The sequence below is a fragment of the Pontibacillus sp. ALD_SL1 genome (assembly GCF_017355605.1).
The window spans coordinates 1352946-1370929 of record NZ_CP062974.1; the positions used below are offsets into that span (position 1 = coordinate 1352946).

General features: G+C 40.9%; 20 protein-coding genes. 15 read left to right on the forward strand and 5 right to left on the reverse strand.

Features of this window, described 5'->3' with window-relative positions:
* The first annotated feature begins 92 nt into the window (after positions 1 to 92).
* Entirely contained in the window at positions 93 to 353 is a 261-nt protein-coding gene (locus IMZ31_RS06815; RefSeq protein ID WP_207529806.1) for an alpha/beta-type small acid-soluble spore protein, read from the forward strand.
* Between the two features lie 85 nt (positions 354 to 438).
* Here IMZ31_RS06815 and IMZ31_RS06820 read toward each other — a convergent pair whose 3' ends face one another.
* Positions 439 to 1962: an HD domain-containing phosphohydrolase gene (locus IMZ31_RS06820; RefSeq protein ID WP_371825486.1), complete on the reverse strand. Its 1524-nt coding sequence runs from the start codon at positions 1960 to 1962 to the stop codon at positions 439 to 441.
* Positions 1963 to 2131: 169 nt separating this feature from the next.
* Here IMZ31_RS06820 and IMZ31_RS06825 point away from each other — a divergent pair, with 169 nt between their 5' ends.
* From IMZ31_RS06825 to IMZ31_RS06835, 3 genes are all read left to right on the forward strand, one after another.
* Positions 2132 to 2953: an SDR family oxidoreductase gene (locus tag IMZ31_RS06825; RefSeq protein ID WP_207529807.1), complete on the forward strand. Its 822-nt coding sequence runs from the start codon at positions 2132 to 2134 to the stop codon at positions 2951 to 2953.
* A gap of 180 nt (positions 2954 to 3133) precedes the next feature.
* Positions 3134 to 3448, forward strand: coding sequence for an MGMT family protein (locus IMZ31_RS06830; RefSeq protein WP_207529808.1), 315 nt, complete (start codon positions 3134 to 3136; stop codon positions 3446 to 3448).
* Between the two features lie 80 nt (positions 3449 to 3528).
* The gene (locus IMZ31_RS06835; protein WP_207529809.1) at positions 3529 to 4227 is read left to right on the forward strand and encodes a TVP38/TMEM64 family protein; all 699 of its coding nucleotides are present in this window, start codon (positions 3529 to 3531) and stop codon (positions 4225 to 4227) included.
* Between the two features lie 41 nt (positions 4228 to 4268).
* On the opposite strand, the gene IMZ31_RS06840 is transcribed toward IMZ31_RS06835, so the two are convergent.
* Positions 4269 to 4964, reverse strand: coding sequence for a phosphatase PAP2 family protein (locus tag IMZ31_RS06840; RefSeq protein WP_207529810.1), 696 nt, complete (start codon positions 4962 to 4964; stop codon positions 4269 to 4271).
* A gap of 247 nt (positions 4965 to 5211) precedes the next feature.
* Here IMZ31_RS06840 and IMZ31_RS06845 point away from each other — a divergent pair, with 247 nt between their 5' ends.
* From IMZ31_RS06845 to IMZ31_RS06880, 8 genes are all read left to right on the forward strand, one after another.
* On the forward strand, positions 5212 to 6033 hold the full coding sequence (locus IMZ31_RS06845; RefSeq protein WP_207529811.1) for an AAC(3) family N-acetyltransferase: 822 nt from the start codon (positions 5212 to 5214) through the stop codon (positions 6031 to 6033).
* Positions 6034 to 6041: 8 nt separating this feature from the next.
* Positions 6042 to 6857 carry an alpha/beta fold hydrolase gene (locus IMZ31_RS06850; RefSeq protein ID WP_207529812.1) on the forward strand — a complete coding sequence of 272 codons (816 nt, stop codon included), beginning with the start codon at positions 6042 to 6044 and terminating at the stop codon, positions 6855 to 6857.
* Between the two features lie 34 nt (positions 6858 to 6891).
* Positions 6892 to 7395: a hypothetical protein gene (locus tag IMZ31_RS06855; RefSeq protein ID WP_207529813.1), complete on the forward strand. Its 504-nt coding sequence runs from the start codon at positions 6892 to 6894 to the stop codon at positions 7393 to 7395.
* 25 nt (positions 7396 to 7420) lie between these two features.
* The gene (locus IMZ31_RS06860; protein WP_207529814.1) at positions 7421 to 7945 is read left to right on the forward strand and encodes a hypothetical protein; all 525 of its coding nucleotides are present in this window, start codon (positions 7421 to 7423) and stop codon (positions 7943 to 7945) included.
* A gap of 15 nt (positions 7946 to 7960) precedes the next feature.
* Positions 7961 to 9445, forward strand: coding sequence for a helix-turn-helix domain-containing protein (locus IMZ31_RS06865; protein ID WP_207529815.1), 1485 nt, complete (start codon positions 7961 to 7963; stop codon positions 9443 to 9445).
* A gap of 158 nt (positions 9446 to 9603) precedes the next feature.
* Positions 9604 to 11271, forward strand: a complete 1668-nt coding sequence (gene hutU / locus IMZ31_RS06870) for a urocanate hydratase (RefSeq protein ID WP_371825487.1) — start codon at positions 9604 to 9606, stop codon at positions 11269 to 11271.
* A gap of 14 nt (positions 11272 to 11285) precedes the next feature.
* On the forward strand, positions 11286 to 12557 hold the full coding sequence (hutI, locus tag IMZ31_RS06875; RefSeq protein WP_207529817.1) for an imidazolonepropionase: 1272 nt from the start codon (positions 11286 to 11288) through the stop codon (positions 12555 to 12557).
* Positions 12557 to 13543, forward strand: a complete 987-nt coding sequence (locus IMZ31_RS06880) for an agmatinase family protein (RefSeq protein ID WP_207530327.1) — start codon at positions 12557 to 12559, stop codon at positions 13541 to 13543. Before hutI ends, IMZ31_RS06880 begins: the two co-directional genes overlap by 1 nt.
* Positions 13544 to 13758: 215 nt before the next feature.
* On the opposite strand, the gene IMZ31_RS06885 is transcribed toward IMZ31_RS06880, so the two are convergent.
* Positions 13759 to 13953, reverse strand: coding sequence for a hypothetical protein (locus tag IMZ31_RS06885; RefSeq protein ID WP_207529818.1), 195 nt, complete (start codon positions 13951 to 13953; stop codon positions 13759 to 13761).
* Positions 13954 to 14102: 149 nt separating this feature from the next.
* Here IMZ31_RS06885 and IMZ31_RS06890 point away from each other — a divergent pair, with 149 nt between their 5' ends.
* Complete coding sequence (locus IMZ31_RS06890) at positions 14103 to 14972, forward strand: 5'-3' exonuclease (RefSeq protein ID WP_207529819.1); 870 nt, start codon at positions 14103 to 14105, stop codon at positions 14970 to 14972.
* A 123-nt stretch (positions 14973 to 15095) separates the two neighbouring features.
* Here the strand turns inward: IMZ31_RS06890 and IMZ31_RS06895 are convergent, their stop codons facing one another.
* Positions 15096 to 15266 (reverse strand): hypothetical protein, encoded by a 171-nt coding sequence (locus IMZ31_RS06895; protein ID WP_207529820.1) that lies wholly within the window; start codon positions 15264 to 15266, stop codon positions 15096 to 15098.
* Between the two features lie 189 nt (positions 15267 to 15455).
* Here IMZ31_RS06895 and IMZ31_RS06900 point away from each other — a divergent pair, with 189 nt between their 5' ends.
* Positions 15456 to 16112 (forward strand): peroxiredoxin, encoded by a 657-nt coding sequence (locus IMZ31_RS06900; RefSeq protein WP_207529821.1) that lies wholly within the window; start codon positions 15456 to 15458, stop codon positions 16110 to 16112.
* Positions 16113 to 16241: 129 nt separating this feature from the next.
* Here the strand turns inward: IMZ31_RS06900 and IMZ31_RS06905 are convergent, their stop codons facing one another.
* Positions 16242 to 17093 (reverse strand): LysR family transcriptional regulator, encoded by an 852-nt coding sequence (locus IMZ31_RS06905; protein ID WP_207529822.1) that lies wholly within the window; start codon positions 17091 to 17093, stop codon positions 16242 to 16244.
* Between the two features lie 114 nt (positions 17094 to 17207).
* Between IMZ31_RS06905 and IMZ31_RS06910 the strand changes: the two genes are divergently transcribed.
* Positions 17208 to 17972, forward strand: a complete 765-nt coding sequence (locus IMZ31_RS06910; protein WP_242705663.1) for a class I SAM-dependent methyltransferase — start codon at positions 17208 to 17210, stop codon at positions 17970 to 17972.
* Positions 17973 to 17984: the final 12 nt, after the last annotated feature.

Here is a 17984-nt window from a genome sequence, read left to right on the forward strand (position 1 = left end):
ATGTGCTTCATTCCCCCTGCCATAAGTTGTAAGCATTCACTTGAATAGATTAAGGTGAAAGAGGCATACCAAGGAAGAAAGGGGGCTAACAAATGGCTCGTCGTAATAAGTTATTGGTACCTGAAGCAAGACAAGGTCTAGATCAATTAAAAGCTCAGTTATCTAAATCAAATGATCCAAATGAAGCGAAATATGAAGTAGCTCGTGAACAAGGTGTAACGTTAAATAAAGGATATAATGGAGACTTAACCTCTAAAGAAGCAGGAAAAGTCGGGGGTAATATGGGTGGTAAAATGGTGCAAGAGTTGGTTAAGATGGCTCAGCAACAAATAAATGATCAACAAAAGAAATAGCAGTTCTAAACAGTTTTTTTAATTAAACAAAAAGCATGGAATCCTTTATGGATTCCATGCTTTATCTCTATAGCTTCGTGAATGATTATGAATGAATGGTTTTGGATGCCGCTATTTCATTAAGAGCCATAGTAGAATTTACCTCTTCTAAGAATAAAGAGGCAAAGTAAGGATCCCACTGAGTTCCACTGCCTTCCTCAATAATTGACATCGCTTTTTCAATTGGCATTCCCGTACGGTACGGACGATCCGAGGTCATGGCGTCAAACGCATCAGCTACAGCCATTAACCGTCCAAATACAGGAATGTCTTCACCCGCTAATTGATCCGGATATCCTTTCCCATCATAACGTTCATGATGAGACCTGACGCCTGGTAAAATAGGGAGAAGATCATCTGGCAAACCGACTTGTTTTAAAATACTATAGCCAATTACCGGATGTTCTTGGATCTTAGAGAATTCTTCCTCCGTTAGCTTGCCTTCTTTTAGAAGAACGTAATCACGAACACCGATCTTTCCAATGTCGTGGAGAAGTGCTGATTTCCTCAACAACTCTATTCTTTCATCAGAAAAACCGGCCCGTTTTGCAATTCGTACTGAATAGTCGGCTACTCGTTCAGAATGTCCAGCTGTATAAGGGTCTCTTGCATCTAAAGTAGCTGCAAACACCGTAAAGAAACTTTCAATTAGATGTTCATTCTGTTTATCGCGTTCTTTTATGCCCTCAACCATATGATTAAACCCGTTTACCAGATGAGAGAACTCGTCATCGTATAAGTTATCCATTGATTGGAAATCCCCTTCAAAAACTGAATCAAAGCGTTCCTCTAGTTCCACAATAGGGTGCTGGATATTTTTAAATAATAAGATCGCACCAGATAAAGAAACAATGAGAACGACTACAACAATGATTGAAGCCCAACTCCAGTAGTTAGAAAGCATCTGGCCTTCATTTTCAACAAGGCGAATTTGAGAAGCTAATATAAATAAAAGAACGGGAAATAGCGCAGTAAAAACAGCGCTAGCTAAGAGTTTCGCGCGTATACTAACTTGATTCCTTGGGTCGATCTTTAAAGTCATACCGTAACGCTTCATACTCTCAGATGTAATGTATTGGATGATCGGACGAATAGAGCGATAGGTTAAAAAGAATTCAATCATTGCATGCATAAGTGCGATGAGGATTGCACCACACCACGCTAATGCGATGTAATAGATTGGTAGATTCAGGACTCCTAAGCTAATAAGAACAAAAGCTAGAATAGAGACAGGAATTGAAAAACCGAGTAAATGCGGACCTAATATACGTTGTACGGTTAATAAAGGAAAGCGATGTGCTGTTCTATAGGCGAGTTGTAAATCAGCCTGAGTTGTATTATGCCGGCTAGTAAAAATCTTGCGAATGGGATAGACGTGTTTGTAATAAAGTAAGAATTCGCTGTAAAGCATGATGATGACGGAAACACTCATTATAAATAGTAAGTAATTCATCTCTACTGATGTGAGGTCTAATGTATGAAATATAAACATACTCCCCACGCCAAAAACAGCGATGAAGGAGCCAATTAAATAGTTTAAGAGCATTTTGCGTTGAAACGATTGGAACAAGGTTGAGAAGCCTCCTCCAGAATATATGTAGTTCTATTATACCAAATAAAACCTCTAAAGGAAGGTTTTATTGAAAGAGGTCATTATGTCACTCGTCTAGATTATTAAAAAGTTTTAAAAATATTAATATAAGGAATAGAAGAATAGATTATAAACAGGAGGTTTTATTGTGGCTAGGTTACAAGATAAAATTGCTGTGATCACAGGCGCTGCAACTGGAATTGGTCAAGCGACAGCTGAGCGCTTTTCAGAAGAAGGCGCTACAGTAATTTGTGCTGATGTGGACCAGGATGGGCTGGACAGAACAGTAACGCAAATTCGAGAGAATGGAGGAGATGCTGAAGCTTATTACTTAGACGTTTCAGACGTTGAAAGTGTCCAGACATTCGCTAAACAAGTTGAAGAGAAGTATAAAAAAATTGATATCCTTTTCAACAATGCAGGTGTTGATCAAGAAGGTGGAAAGGTACATGAATATCCGGTGGAACTATTTGACCGAATTATAAATGTAGATCTGCGTGGGACCTTCTTAGCGAGTAAGTTTCTGATTCCGCTTATGCTGGAGGAAGGAGGTTCGATTATAAATACTTCTTCAATGTCAGGACAAGCTGCTGATTTAGACCGCTCTGGTTATAATGCGGCTAAAGGGGGTATTACGAACTTCACCAGAGCCATGGCGATCGACTATGCTCGTGAAGGAATTCGCGTAAACTCAATATCGCCTGGAACCATTGAAACACCTCTAGTTGATAAATTAGCAGGTTCTAAGAATGAAGAAGAAGGGCAAGAGTTCCGCGAAGCACAGAAGTGGGTTACCCCTATGGGACGCTTAGGTGATCCAAGTGAAATGGCTTCAGTAGCCCTTTTCTTAGCTTCTGATGATGCTTCTTACGTAACGGGTGAGGATATTACAGCTGACGGTGGCCTTCTAGCTTACACATGGCCAGGAAAGATGCTTATAGATGAAAGTTGGAAAAAAGGGACAAAATAAGCACTTAGAAAGAAAAGGCAGCTCGTTATAGAGCTGCCTTTTCTTTAAGTTATAATGAGGATTAGTTGGGCTTTACTAAAAATTACATATCAAAAAATAGTAAAGCAGTCTAACTGAAGGATCTTACTTAAAGGATGCATCAATTGAGTTAGACTGAGGTATAAAAAAGGAGGGAGTATCATGCAACCTTTCACTAAAGAAGTTATTAAGATCATAAAAGCAATTCCAAAAGGTCAAGTCATGAGCTACGGGCAAATTGCCAAAGTAGCTGGAAACCCAAGAGCTGCTCGCCAAGTGGCTCGGATTCTCCACTCCATGAGTCATAAAGAAAATCTACCATGGCATAGAGTTGTGAATGTTAAAGGTGAGATTGTGGTTGGAGGGGAAGAGGCTTCTTTTACCCAAAGAGATACACTAGAAGAGGAAGGAGTTCAGGTTCAAAACGGGAAAGTTTCTCTCTCTAGGTATCGTTATAACTTTGATAAGAGGGAGTAGCAGCGGTTTAACATGTATTTCACTAGGGGATAAGAATTATACGCCCTTATTAACTCGTATAAAAAGAAAGGTCGATTCTTATGCATCCTAAAGTGAAAAGCGTTGTAATTCAAATTAGTATCGTACTTATTGCAGCAGGGGTTATGGTAGCTTTAAATCATTATGTGTTTCAAATTAAGCCGAAGCAAATTAAAGATTGGGTAGATCAATTTGGCTTTTGGGCACCTTTTATCTTTTTATTAATCTTTGCGGTGCGCCCATTTACACTAGTGCCGCTATCCATTATCGCGATCTCATGTGGAATCATGTTTGGTTCTATTAATGGGACTATCTATATTATTTTGGGCACCACATTTGGGGCTCTTACATCTTTTATTGCTATGAAATATTTCTTTAAAGAACTGCATATGAAAGAGGAAGGCCAAGTGAACCTGAAGGCATTAAAAAATGACCTGGAGGAACATGGTTTTAAATCTGTACTATTTATTCGTTTAATACCAGGCCTAAATTTTGATTTTATCACTTACCTCTGTGCGAAAACGAAAGTGAACTTGTTAAAGCTCTTGCTTGCTACATTGGTCGGAACGATACCAGGCTCAATGATGTTTGGCTTCTTCGGTTCAAGTCTTCTTTCCTTAAAAACAGAAAATCTAATTGTTTTAGGTATTATCCTACTTGTTATGGTCTCTCTTGGACTTATCATTAAGAAATCAGTTGGGAAGAAGTATGACGTAGATCAACTTAAATCAGAGATTAGGGATTTAAAACAAAGCTCATAGAAAAAAACGACACTCTAAGAAGAAATAGAGTGTCGTCTTTTTTATGTTTTCTTTTTTCGTCTCCTCTGACGCCAAAGGGTTAATTCTAATCCGTAGATACAAACAAACAGCCAGGAAATTCCGAAAGCGAATCCTGCTAGTATATCTGTTGGGAAATGGACTCCAAGATATACCCGGCTAAATCCGATTAGAAAGATTAATAGACCTAAAATGGTATTCAATACATAACGAATGGACTTTTTCCACTTTGTAGTTGAAACCATATAGATCATGAAGCCGTAGAACACCATAGATCCAGTGGTATGTCCGCTTGGGAAGCTAAACCCTGTACCGTCATATTGCTGCAATACTTCAGGTCGTTGTCTTTCAAATAGAAGTTTTAAGACTTTCGTAAGTAGACTAATGCCAAGCATATTGATAGCGAAATAAACGATAACCCACCGACTCTTTTTGGTGAAGAAATAAATGAATAAAGCAAATAAGATAGATGCTACAGTAAGTAGCATGACAGAGCCGAGTTCTGTAATCCAGCCGAACATTGTGCCAAGCCATGGAGCTTGAATGTCTCGTACCCAATCTGTAACCATTTGGTCAAAGGCAAACTTCTCTTCTGCAATAACTTGCTCAGCTAATTCAGCAAATAAATAAACGGCCATGCCAATCGTGACAAATCCTATTAAAAGAATAATAAGTGATTTCTTCGAGAAATCTGATGGTTTGGTTCCTTGGAATATCAAGTTGCTAACCTCCTATTATAAACGTGTTTATATTTGGCTTTTCCTAATGTTTTACCCTTTTCAATAGCTTGTAAACAGTCCTATATTCTATGGAAGAAGATAACGGGAATCTTCCTATTTAGCGCTGATAGAAAAGCGTAGCAATATTAAATACTCGAAACTGAGAGAATACTTTAACAGAGCTTCTTTTTAAAATGAGTGAATTGTGAGAAAATAATGGAGATTTCAATAAAGAGGAGAAAGCGATATGTCTAAGGAACAAATCATTATTGAACGCACGAAAGAACCAAGAACAAGGGAGACAATAAAGAAGAATTTGATTGAAATGGGAATTAAAGAGGGGATGACGATTCTTGTCCATTCGTCCTTATCTGAAATCGGTTGGACAAATGGTGGGGCGGTAGCGGTCGTTCAAGCATTAATGGATGTTGTTACCGATAAAGGCACTATTGTCATGCCATCTCAGTCTCCTAATTTATCCGATCCATCTGAATGGGAAAATCCACCGGTACCTGAAGAGTGGTGGCAAAAGATTAGAGATACGATGCCTGCTTATGACCCCGTCATCACTCCGACGTCAGGGATGGGTGGGATAGTAGAACTCTTTCGAACGTTTCCTGGTGTGAAACGAAGTGATCATCCTGCTGTATCTTTTATAGCTTGGGGAAATCGAGCGGATACTTTTCTTTCAGACCATTCTTTACATAATGGTTTAGGGGAACGTTCCCCACTTGGAAAGTTGTATGATGAAGACGCTCATATCCTCTTTATCGGAACAGGGTATGATACAGCAACAGCCTTTCACCTGGCTGAGTATCGTATACCTAATCAGACCAAAGTACGTAAAGGTGCTCCCATTATGGTTCAAGGGGAGCGGGTTTGGGAAGTCTATGAAGATATCGTCTTTCGTGAGGAGTTGTTCGAAGAAATTGGTAATAGCTTAGAAGAGCATATTTCCGTCACTAAAGGGTATATAGGGTCAGCGGAGTCGAAGCTATTCTCTATGAAGCAAGGTGTAGATTTTGCAGTCGGGTGGCTTCATGCTTATGACCAGAAATATGAGGAGTGAATCATGAAGTGTTAAAACAATTTGAACATGTGCGAGGGTGTAATATTTATACGAAACAGTTTGGTTCAGGAGAGCCGATTGTATTCTTGCACGGAGGACCAGGTGCAAGTCATAGAGTCTTTCTTCCGCATATAGAACCATTAGCTGAGGACTATCACCTTCTGTTGTATGATCAAAAAGGGTGTGGTCGTTCTGATGCCCCTTCTGATAACGAATACAGCATGAAAGAAGAAGTAGAAACGCTTGAAGCGTTACGCAAGGTGTGGGGATATGGACAAGTAACGCTAGTCGGTGAGTCCTGGGGCTCCATACTCGCATTACAATACGCCAGCATGTATCCCACGCGTGTTAAGAAACTATTCTTAACAGCAGCAATTGGTGTAGACGCCAGGGGATATAAGGAATTTCCTAAACAGTTAATCAGACGTATGAATGTTCAGGATCGTTTAAAGTTTCTCTATCATGAGCGAAAGGGAAATTCAGATCAAGTTATGGATTTAATTGAGCCTTATTACGTTTATGAGGGGGCTTCTTTAAAAAGAAAAAAATCGATGGCTTTTAATCAACAGGCGAATGAACAGATCGGTAAAGATATCATAAAGCATTACAACCTTAGGCCATTTGCTCATGAACTACAATCGATTCCTATTCGGATTGTCCAAGGAAGTCATGACCTTCTTTCACCTGAGAAAGTTTTGAAAACAGTGAAAAACGTTATTCCCAAAGCTCAGGTGATCCGATTAGATGAATGTGGGCACTGGAGTTTTATTGAATGTCCCGAGATGATGAATCACTTATTAAGAGAATTTATGGAGATTAAATAATAGTAAATTGAATAGAAGAAGGGAGAGGAGAACCATGTTGAAAAAGTTTTTTGTTATGGCATTAGGGGTAATGCTCGTTATTCTGGTGGCTTGTTCTGATGAGGACAAAAAAGAAGAATTAACACCTGAGAGTAATGAGGGGACCGTTAAAGCAGAAGAGGTAGTAGGTACATGGAATGGTGAGATTGAAGTTCCGGATGGAGCACTTCAAATTATTGTCGAATTTAAAAAGGATGAAAAACTAAATGGAACAATTGATATACCTAAGCAACAAATTGAAGACTTCGATTTAGAAAATATTGAGTTAAATGGAAGTGGGGTTAAATTCCAAATGCCATTGTCCGGTACGCCAATGACATTTGACGGAACTGTTGAGGGAGAAACAATCTCAGGTACATTCGTTCAATCCGGACAAAGTTTCCCATTCACTTTAGAGAAAGGAGAAGCTACGAGTGATTTGGGATCGATTCAAGACGAAACCTTTTTATCTATTGAAACAGATGTTGTCACCTTGAGTGGGGCTTTAATGACACCTTAAGGTCAAAGGGGGAGGGAGGAAACTAGTGACGATACAAATGAATGTGTTTTTATTTCTCTTAGTAGTCTCGCTTATAATCATCCTATTTTGGTATATTTACTATCGAGTGAAAATGGCGACAGTTAAAGATGGGAAACCAGTGATCATCGTAGAAAATTACGAGGTTGAAGAGGGGGATAACCACCTACATATACAGGTTACATGCCATGCTTATGGAAATTCTGTAGCGCCTGTAGTGTATTTGTTAGGAAAATGGGAGGGCAGAGAGCGCATAGAGAAAGCTGCTCCGAAGCAATTTATCACTTCAAAGGCCGGCGTTTTCACAATAAATCTCGATATACCGCTTCAAGAAGATATGTCTGATTCAAATGTTAATGAGCTCGAGCTTGTAATCTATTACAATGATCCGTTTGGAACCATATATGAATCTCCTGTTGTAAAGCGCAAAGAAGGATATGTGGATCATGCATTCTCAAGGTCTATTCGCACTTATCCCAAATGGTCTTTTCAATATAACGAGATTTTAGGGCACATTCAAAAACAAAAATAAGAGGGAGGGAAGTCGATGAAGCTGTTAATTGCGGATCGAGATGAAACCGAAAGACTTGGAATACGATGGCTAGTCGCGTCGTCTTCTTTGCCCTTCTCTTCTGTGTTACTAGCAAGTACATTAGAAGAAACCTTAAGTATAATAGAGTCTGAACGCCCGCACGTCCTCATACTCGAACTTGATATGATGAACGAGAATTCGTTTAGTGATATAAAATGGCGTCTTGCGGACTACGTGAAGAAGGTGGTCGCTACTACAACAGAAGCGACTTTTGCACGGGCGATGGAAGGGATCGAGCTTCAGGTCGAGAAGCTACTTATGAAACCTTTATCGCCTATGCAACTACAGAGTATACTAAAGAAAAGTTTAGTAGATATAGAGTCTCAACGTTCGAAAGAATCAAGTGTTGAAAAGCTTGACGATCATCACTTTCTTTATCATGCTCTCTTTGTAAAAGATTCCCCTGCTTTGAACGAAAATCTAAGCCTTTTCTTAGTACAACCTGAGTATTCACGTGTTCTAAAGCCTCTACACCACTCGCTCCAATCCTACCCTTTTCAGTATCCGGTTACGGTATTGCCACTAAGCGATCGAATCATCTGCCTTTACCCTTCCTCGGATCGGAATCTTGTTATCGATGAAGCCAGGCGTTTTTTAAGGGATTGGCATGATAGCTCGGAAGGCTCCATTGGGATTTCCTTACCAGCAACTGCGCTTAACGAGAATAGTATCTATCACCAGTATCAGGATGTGAAGAAGGGAGTTGAACTCTTTTTTTATAAAGGATTTCGTCACGTGATGGCTCTTGAAGAACCAGTAAATTGGCGATATTTAGATCCATTTCTTAGTCCAAGTGAGCAAGCCGAATGGGAAAATATGCTTAAGAAGAAGGATCAAAGAGGCATGAAAGATTGGATGTATGGTTCATTTCTTCATATTACACCTCCATATCCTGATCCTGGATTGTTAAAAACTCGTCTAACGAGCATACTAGCTCAGGTAAGGCGTTATATGAAGACTCATCATCTTGATGAGGACGATCTATTAGAAGAGCGATATCAAGGTGTGTTTGAATCCATTCTTCATCACCGTCTTCTCTATAAGATTGTGCAAGATATGCTGTTGTTTATGAGTTTGGTTGTGGAGGAGGTAGAAGAAAAGGAGATTGATCATTACGATGTGGTAGAGGGTTGCCTTAGTTATATGAAGACACACTTTGCTAACCCGAGTTTATCGCTTGTGGAAGTGGCTCAATCGGTGAATCGTAATCCGTCATATATCAGTACGTTAATAAAGGACCGAAAAGAGCGGTCTTATCGAGAGATCTTGTTACGCATTCGTATGAAGGAAGCAAAAGTTTTGTTAGAATCCTCAAAAGAACCGATTCAGCAGATTGCTGAACATGTAGGGTTTTCTCAGGCCAATCATTTTAGCCGGAAATTCAAAGAAGCAACAGGGGTGAGCCCTAGTACATACCGTAATCAAAAATTGAGATCATAATCCAATTAATCGATCATTGATTGGGTGAGATGGTCGAATGAGATGCACATACACCTAATGTATGTGTATTTTTTTATGTTTTTTCGACATTCTAACGATCTTTTTCATTCGATATAGTGTAATTAGACAGAAAATTAAGTGAAAAAAGGATGATTACAATGGAACGATTAAAAGGAAATCAGCCCATCAAAAGTCCAACAGGATCAACGCTTCATACAAAAGGGTGGATTCAAGAAGCGGCTCTAAGAATGCTCTTAAACAATTTAGACCCAGAAGTAGCAGAGCGCCCGGAAGATCTCGTGGTGTACGGAGGGATTGGGAAGGCTGCCAGAAATCAAGAGTCATTTAACGCTATAGTGAAAACGCTTCAAAACTTAGAGAACGATGAAACGATGCTCATTCAATCAGGAAAACCAGTGGCCGTCTTTACGTCCCATAAAGACGCGCCTCGCGTTTTGCTTGCGAATTCTAACCTAGTGCCAGCCTGGGCAAATTGGGACCATTTTCATGAACTAGACCAAAAGGGGCTCATGATGTATGGCCAAATGACAGCTGGCAGTTGGATCTATATTGGGAGTCAGGGCATTGTGCAGGGGACGTATGAAACGTTCGCTGAAGCGGCTAAGCAACATTTCGGTGGATCCTTGAAAGGATCCATTACGGTGACAGCAGGTCTTGGTGGTATGGGGGGTGCCCAACCTTTGGCTGTGACGCTGAACGGTGGTGTCTGTATTGCCATTGAAGTGGATCGCTCAAGAATTCAAAAACGCCTTGATACAGGTTATGTCGATACAATGGTTGAAACATTGGATGAAGCAATTCAACTAGCGCAGGATGCCAAAAATAAAGGGGAAGCCCTTTCCATTGGCTTGCTAGGTAATGCATGTGAAATCCTACCTACTATGCTTGACCGTTCATTTATACCAGATGTTCTCACGGATCAAACATCGGCTCATGATCCGTTAAATGGATACGTACCAGAACATACATCCCTTGAAAAAGCAAACTCCTGGCGTAAGGAGAATCCAAAGACATACATGGCGGCTTCTAAGAAAGCGATGGCGAAACATGTGAGAGCAATGCTTCAGATGCAGCAAAAGGGAGCCATAACATTCGATTATGGAAACAACATTAGGCAAGTGGCAAAAGAGGAGGGTGTAGAGAATGCCTTTGACTTCCCTGGCTTTGTTCCTGCTTATATTCGTCCCCAATTTTGTGAAGGGAAAGGTCCTTTCAGGTGGGTGGCATTATCTGGGGATCCTGAAGATATTTATAAAACAGATGAAGTGATTTTACGAGAGTTCAGTGACAATAAACACTTGTGTAATTGGATTAAAATGGCCCGGGAGAAGATTCAGTTTCAAGGCTTGCCATCAAGGATTTGTTGGCTTGGATACGGCGAACGAGCTCGATTTGGCAAAATCATTAACGATATGGTTAGGAATGGAGAACTAAAAGCCCCGATTGTGATAGGTCGAGATCATTTAGATTCAGGATCTGTAGCTTCCCCTAACAGGGAAACAGAAGGGATGAAAGATGGCAGTGATGCTGTAGCAGATTGGCCAATTTTAAATGCGATGATCAATAGCGTAGGGGGCGCCAGCTGGGTATCCGTTCATCATGGTGGTGGCGTAGGAATGGGGTATTCCATCCACGCAGGTATGGTCATTGTTGCTGATGGAACGAAAGACGCAGAAGCAAGATTAGAACGGGTGTTAACTACAGACCCTGGCATGGGCATAGCAAGGCATGCAGACGCTGGATACGCCCTGGCTAAACAAACGGCAAGAGATAAAGGTATACACATTCCAATGCTAGATCAATAGAAGGAGGAAAGGATATGAAACCGATTTTTATTCGACATGCTAGCCAAGTAATTGCAGGTCAGAACGATCAAGGAGACCCACTCACTCAAGAGGCAATGAATGCCCTGAATGTAATCGAGGACGGAAGTGTGTGGATCGAAGAAGGAGTCATTAAACGTGTCGGTACTGATACACAGTTGGTGGAGGAGTTCGGTAGCCGTGTGGAAGAAGCGGACGTAATCGACGCACGAGGCAAACTCGTTACACCAGGTCTTGTTGATCCTCATACGCACCTTGTTCACTCAGGGACAAGAGAGAATGAATTTGATATGCGCTTAAATGGAAAAACGTATATGGAAATTATGAATGCAGGTGGGGGTATCCACGCCACTACAAGAGCAACAAGAGAAGCGACAGAAGAAGAACTATATAAGGAGAGCTATGAACGACTCAATCAATTTCTTTTGCATGGGGTGACAACTGTTGAAGCTAAGAGTGGCTATGGAATGAACCTTGAAGTGGAAATGCGGCAGCTTCAAGTGGCTTCGGAGCTACACAAGGATCATCCAATTGATATCGTTCGTACGTTTATGGGAGCTCATGTTGTACCACCCGAATACAAAGAGGATACAGATGCCTTTGTGGATCTCGTCATTGATCATATGATTCCGAAGGTGGCTGAATCCGGACTTGCTGAGTTTAACGATGTATTCTGTGAACGTGGTGTCTTTACGCCGGAACAATCGAAGCGCATTTTAGAAGCCGGCAAGGCATATGGTCTACACCCTAAAATACATGCAGATGAGATTGAACCATACAAAGGAGCTGAACTAGCCGCTGAAGTAGGAGCCATATCGGCTGATCATTTACTTCGTGCCTCTGATGAAGGGGTAAGGATGATGGCTGAGCGCGGGGTAATGGGTGTGTTATTACCTGGTACTGCCTTTTTCTTAATGGCTGATAGTGCAAATGGTCGCGGTATGATTGACGCTGGGGTACCTGTAGCACTGTCGACTGATTGCAATCCAGGCTCTTCTCCGACGGTTTCTCTTCCTTTTATTATGAACCTCGGCTGCTTGAAGATGGGAATGACTCCTGCTGAAGTGTTAAATGCAGCAACAGTGAACGCTGCGTATGCCATTCGTCGCGGAAACGTAGCAGGAAGTCTCTCTGAAGGAAGGAAAGCAGATGTTGTCATTCATAATACGCCTAACTTTATGCAATTGCAGTATCGCTATGGAGTGAATCATACAGATACCGTCATTAAAGCTGGGAAGGTGGTTGTGAAAGGGGGTGCCCTCGTATGATGAACTACCCGTATCCTCAGCTTGAGCGTCCGTCTTTTAAGTGGAACAGGTCTGTAAATGAAGACCCTAAAGTTCATGAATGGATCCGTACGATTCCTGAAGAAGGGGATATGGACTGGTCCAATGTTGATGTGACACTTCTCGGGGTACCACTTAGCAGGTCTTCAATTAGTGCTTCTGCTGCAAGTGAAAATCCCGACGCTATGCGGAGAGCCTGGAAGTCGTTTTCAACCTATAATATTGATTACGATATAGACCTAACCGCGTTAACGGTTGTCGACCTTGGTGATACGAGGCAACATGTTACGGATATTGAAACATGTCACAGGCACATTGTAGAAGCTATGGAATCGGGGCGAAAAATTCACCCTCATACGACCGCTTTGACCCTTGGGGGAGATCATTCCATTACAGCTATGCTTATAAAAGGGATAAAACGAGCTGAACCTCATAAACGAATTGGCTTACTTCAACTTGATACTCATTTTGACTTAAGGGATCTCGGGACGTATGGACCAGCGAATGGCACTCCTGTTAGGAACTTAATTGAGAGCGGAACGGTTAAAGGAGAAGATATTTACAACATTGGATTGCACGGATTTTTTAATGCCAAATCATTAAAAACATATGCTGATAAAGTTGGATTACAGTATGTGACGATGAGAGAAGCAAGGAAAATAGGGCTGGAGTCTGTCGTCAATGAAGCCATTACGGAGCTTTCTAAAAAAGTCGATACGATATATATGACGATCGACATGGATGTCCTCGATATGACGCAAGGACCTGCAGCACCAGCCTCAACTCCAGGAGGTATGCGAACGGATGAACTGTTCGAAGCGGTCACACTAGCAGGCAGCTCACCCCACGTTCAAGCTATGGACATCGTCTGTCTCGATCCTACAAAAGACATTGGCGACTTCACCGTCAAAGCCGCCGTCCACACCATGCTCTCCTTCCTAACAGGCCTAAGCATGAGGGAAGCGTGAATGCTTTAAACTACGAAAGCGTGCCAGACACCCGTCAGTGCTTTAGAGCAAGAAAGGGTGTCTGGCACGCTTTAATGAGGAAAGAAAAAATGAACAAAACTCGTCTCGTAGACCACATTTACTTTCATCCTTTCGTAAAGGAAGATTCTTTAGAAGTATACAAGACACTCCAAATGATTCCAATATTCCATGTACTAGAAATATAGATCTCCCCTCTAAAAAAGCATAAAAAAAGAACCTTCTTCAGGTTCTTGATCTTGCATTTTCTTATCATCATCCCATAAATAAGGGAACAGTTGCTGTTCTTCTTGCGGAGCTACACTTTGGTTAAAAAAACTTTGCACAATATGGTTTCCAAGCAACGATACATAGATAGCAAACAGAAGGACTGGTATGACAGGAACTCTCAACAAACCCCCTCCTTCTTTCTTGATGTTACTGTAAAATATGATTAGAAAGGGAGAATTATGTCAGGATCATTTCCACTACGTACTTGTCCGCAAGAACATATTTTTTGTTATACTAGTTAATTAGAAATGAGTAGAAGGAGTACGGTCACATGGAAAAGAACAAAGTATTGCTCGTAGATGGAATGGCGTTATTGTTTAGAGCCTTTTATGCGACTGCAATGAGTGGATATTACATGGTCAATAGTAAAGGAATGCCGACCAATGCCGTCTACGGATTTGTGAAGCACTTATTTGCAGCGAAGAATGAATATAAACCAAGTCACGTCATTTGTTGTTGGGATATGGGGAGTCATACGTTCCGTAATGATTTATATCCAGAATATAAAGCAAATAGAGGTGAGGCTCCTGTTGAATTGATTCCACAGTTTGAGCTTGTAAAAGAAGTTACCGCCTCAATGGACATTCCGAATGTAGGTATTACAGGCTACGAGGCTGATGACTTAATGGGCACGCTCGCTAACGTATATAGTGAAGAGAATGAAGTGCTTATTCTAACCGGAGACCAAGACACGTTACAACTTCTAAAGGATAACGTAAAAGTCATTCTTATGAAGAAAGGGTACGGCAACTTTGCAGAATATGAACATGGAACGTTTTACGATGAAAAAGGGATCTCACCTCAGCAAATGATTGATCTAAAAGCACTTATGGGAGATAGTAGCGATAACTACCCTGGTGTCAAAGGAATTGGTGAGAAAACAGCGTTAAAATTATTACAAAAGCACGAGACAATCGAAGGACTTCTTGAAAATCTCGACACCCTAACCAAAGCACAGCGAACAAAGATCGAACAAGACCTAGAAATGCTTCACTTATCTAGAAAACTAGCCCGTATCCATTGCGAAGTAGACGTCACATGCTCTCTTGAAGAAGCTGTACTCTCCATTAACGAAGACCTCATGCATAATAAATTTAATGAGCTTGAGTTTAAAAATATCAATCGATTAATCAATCCGTAAACAAAACGAGTATGAAATCTTGGAGATTTCATACTCGTTTTTTATAATGTTCCCGTTTGCTTCGGTTGATCGTAAGGCGATTTTGGAAATTACTCGCTTTCCGCGGCTAGCTGGGGAGCCTTTTCAGTCGCGTTGTTCTTTATTATTCAACCGATTCGAAATAAACGACATCACTATAACGATCATAATCACTCCGACTACATTAACCCAAAATGGGGATTCAAAAGCTGATGTAATAATCCCTAATAAAAAAGCTAGGGCGAGTGTCCAGACAAAACGAGTAGTAGATTTCATATTGAAACGACCTTTCTCTTAGTTGTATAGGTTCAGTGTAATGGAAATCCCTCGTAAATGAAAGTTATCATTGAATAATGCTTATAGGTGTATGGGTATAATTGTTTATATTTGGTGGAATAGGTTTAAGGAATCCTTGATGAGGTATGAGTACAGTGGTTGTAATCATAGTAAAGGAGGTTTCCATGTATGGAAAAAGAAAATCAAGAACAAACGTATATGATGCCAAGGATTGGCGATGAGGCGCCATCTTTCCAGGCGGCTACGAGTCAGGGGAACCTGAGTCTTGAAGATTATAAAGGAAAATGGGTTGTTCTATTCTCGCACCCATCTGACTTTACTCCCGTATGTACAACAGAATTTGTAGCTTTTCAAGAGATTTATCCAGAATTAAAAGAAATGAACACAGAACTGCTCGGCTTAAGTGTGGATAGTGTCCCTTCTCACATAGCTTGGATCAGAAGCATTGAAGAAAACTTTAATACGCAGATCGAGTTCCCGGTAATAGCTGATCTGGATAAGCAGGTGGCTATGAAATATGGCATGATTATGCCAGGTGAAAGTCAAGTGGAAACGAGTCGTGCTGTATTCGTAATTGATGATAAACAAAAGATTCGCTCCATTATCTACTATCCATTAACTACTGGTCGTAACATGCAAGAAATTCTTCGCCTTGTAAAAGCTCTGCAAACGACAGATGAGCATGGTGTTTCAACACCTGCTAACTGGACAGAAGGGGACAAAGCAGTCGTTTCACCACCTAAAACACAAGAAGATGCAGCAAAACGAGCGCAAGAAGAAGGCATAGAATACATTGATTGGTATATTTCTAAGAAAGAACTTTAATGTTTTGAGGCAGTTAAAGGTTATGTAGTTTCGCTTTATCGAAAATCGCATATTCAATTTAAAAAGGCAGCTCCCCAAAAAGGGGCTGCCTTTTTAATTGTTTCAATCATCAACTCTAGTCTTTTTAGTTTATGTAAAGTCTGAGTCTTGAACGAGTTGGATAAATCGGTCCACCTGAGGGAGATTACGGACACTTTTTTGAAAACACAGCCACGTTTCCCTGCTGAGTGGTTCATTGTCAAGAGTCAACGGTAGGTGTGGATACTGATGAAGTTCTTCAGAGACGACACTTTTTGGGAGAACGGCCATCCCTAGCCCTTTCTTCATAAACTGCTTACACGTTTCAATTTGGTCCACTTGAATACTCTTGATGGGTTTAAAAGAGGGATGAGATAGGAACCACTCGTCTACTAGATTATGGAACGTTGAATCGCTTTTGAACGCAATAAGAGGGCGTTCTTTACCAGAGGTAAACGGCTTTGTGTCATAAAGGTATAGGGGGTCGCTCAATAAGTGAATGTTCTCTCCATCTTTCATCGATTTACCGCGAATAAGGCGGACATGGAAGTTCTGGTTGGGATTTCTAAGATCTTCGCTTAATCCTGTTACCAAATCAATTTTTACATCTGGATAAAGGGAGGTGTATGTTTCAAGTAAGCTCGGTAAAAATTGCTGACTTACAATAGAAGAAGCTCCGATGGACAACGTTCCGGAAATTTGATCGCCATACGATTGAAGAACGGTTTGAAGTTCAGTTTCCTTCTCCATTACTTCTTGTGCGTGTTCTACAATTTGTTCTCCAATGGGTGTTAGCAAAAGCTTCTTTGATGTTCGTATAAATAACGGATGTTGAAAGTACGACTCTATATAGCGGAGACGCTGGGTGATGGCGGGTTGAGAAACATATAAGTGCTTGGCTGTACCTCGGACGGTGCCGATTGTGGATAGATGAATGATCAATTCATAATCTTCTAGCTTCATAGATTCACCTCCTAGAGTGATAAGTGCTCGTTATTGCTTTTTATTATAACTTAGTATTATTCCTATTGCGATAAATTGAATATAGTAAAAGTAGATGACAAAGGAGGAATCATGATGAATACGAAACGAAATGTGCAAGAACAGTTTGGGAAGCATGCAAACCGCTATGTCACAAGTACCACTCATGCAACAGGGGAAGATCTCCAGAAGATGGTGGAATGGCTGCAGCCTCAAAAGATAGAGAAGGTACTTGATATCGCAACAGGAGGGGGGCATGTCGCTCACGCACTAGCTCCGCATGTGAAAAGTATTGTGGTTAGTGATCTCACTAAACCAATGCTACAGGCTGCAGCGAATTTTTTAGAAACACATGACAATGTTGATGCCGTATTGGCCGATGCAGAAGAGTTGCCGTTTTTAGATGAATCTTTTGATATTGTCACATGCCGTATTGCAGCCCATCATTTTCCTAACCCTGATCGATTCATTCAAGAAGTAGCGCGTGTTTTAAAGGCAGGAGGAGCTTTTGTTCTTATCGATAATGTTTCTTCTGAACACCACAAGGTAGCGGACTTTTATAATACATTTGAAAAGAAGAGAGACTGTAGTCACCAGCGAGCGCTTCCCATATCAGAATGGAAAACGCTCATGAATCATTCCCATTTTCAAATCCAGAAGCAGTCGTTAAGGAAGAAAACGCTCCCTTATCATGAATGGGTGAGTCGCATGATAGAAGATGAGATTGAGAGAGAGGAAATTCATCAAATGATGGTTGGTGCGGAGCAAGAGATAAAAGAGTATTTTCAAATGAAAGTGAAAGAAAATAGACTCCTATCCTTTGCTATTGATGAGTGGATGGTGCTTTGTACTAAAGAGTAAAGGAGGGGCTGG

Bases quoted from the DNA above. Each gene is read 5' to 3' on its own strand.
- IMZ31_RS06815 (WP_207529806.1), top strand. From the start codon at position 93: ATGGCTCGTCGTAATAAGTTATTGGTACCTGAAGCAAGACAAGGTCTA.
- IMZ31_RS06830 (WP_207529808.1), top strand. From the start codon at position 3,134: ATGCAACCTTTCACTAAAGAAGTTATTAAGATCATAAAAGCAATTCCA.
- IMZ31_RS06835 (WP_207529809.1), top strand. From the start codon at position 3,529: ATGCATCCTAAAGTGAAAAGCGTTGTAATTCAAATTAGTATCGTACTT.
- IMZ31_RS06845 (WP_207529811.1), top strand. From the start codon at position 5,212: ATGTCTAAGGAACAAATCATTATTGAACGCACGAAAGAACCAAGAACA.
- IMZ31_RS06855 (WP_207529813.1), top strand. From the start codon at position 6,892: ATGTTGAAAAAGTTTTTTGTTATGGCATTAGGGGTAATGCTCGTTATT.
- IMZ31_RS06865 (WP_207529815.1), top strand. From the start codon at position 7,961: ATGAAGCTGTTAATTGCGGATCGAGATGAAACCGAAAGACTTGGAATA.
- hutU (WP_371825487.1), top strand. From the start codon at position 9,604: ATGGAACGATTAAAAGGAAATCAGCCCATCAAAAGTCCAACAGGATCA.
- hutI (WP_207529817.1), top strand. From the start codon at position 11,286: ATGAAACCGATTTTTATTCGACATGCTAGCCAAGTAATTGCAGGTCAG.
- IMZ31_RS06880 (WP_207530327.1), top strand. From the start codon at position 12,557: ATGAACTACCCGTATCCTCAGCTTGAGCGTCCGTCTTTTAAGTGGAAC.
- IMZ31_RS06890 (WP_207529819.1), top strand. From the start codon at position 14,103: ATGGAAAAGAACAAAGTATTGCTCGTAGATGGAATGGCGTTATTGTTT.
- IMZ31_RS06895 (WP_207529820.1), bottom strand. From the start codon at position 15,266: ATGAAATCTACTACTCGTTTTGTCTGGACACTCGCCCTAGCTTTTTTA.
- IMZ31_RS06900 (WP_207529821.1), top strand. From the start codon at position 15,456: ATGGAAAAAGAAAATCAAGAACAAACGTATATGATGCCAAGGATTGGC.
- IMZ31_RS06905 (WP_207529822.1), bottom strand. From the start codon at position 17,093: ATGAAGCTAGAAGATTATGAATTGATCATTCATCTATCCACAATCGGC.
- IMZ31_RS06910 (WP_242705663.1), top strand. From the start codon at position 17,208: ATGAATACGAAACGAAATGTGCAAGAACAGTTTGGGAAGCATGCAAAC.